Below are 334 nucleotides of genomic sequence, written 5' to 3'. Positions count from 1 at the left end.
AGCGGCAGCACGGCCACGCCGGCGGGCAGCGCGACCGATGCCTGCAGGTGGCTCTGGGTGAGCACCAGCGACAGCCGGCTGTCTTGCACCATGTAGGCGATGCGGTCGGCGGGGTACTCGGGGTCCAGCGGCACATAGGCGCCGCCGGCCTTCAGGATGCCCAGCAGGGCCACCACGAGGTCGATGCCGCGCTCCACCGCCACGCCCACGCGGGTCTCGGGGCGCACCCCTTGTTCGATGAGGTGATGTGCAAGCCGGTTGGCCCGGCGGTTGAGTTCGCCGTAGGCCAGCGTCTGCGCCTCGAAGGACAGCGCGGGGGATTCGGGGTGCAGCT

General features: G+C 71.3%; 1 protein-coding gene. It reads right to left on the bottom strand.

Annotated features, from left to right (window positions below; all coding sequences use genetic code 11):
- Positions 1–334, bottom strand: a 334-nt coding sequence (locus RT97_RS23105) for an AMP-binding protein (protein ID WP_042581176.1), incomplete at both ends; no start/stop codon positions are given.

This window comes from Variovorax paradoxus, assembly GCF_000834655.1.
In the GTDB taxonomy this organism is placed as follows: Bacteria; Pseudomonadota; Gammaproteobacteria; order Burkholderiales; family Burkholderiaceae_C; genus Variovorax; species Variovorax paradoxus_F.
The sequence above is the reverse complement of the archived record's forward strand: the minus strand, read 5'-3'. Positions and strand labels throughout refer to the sequence as shown.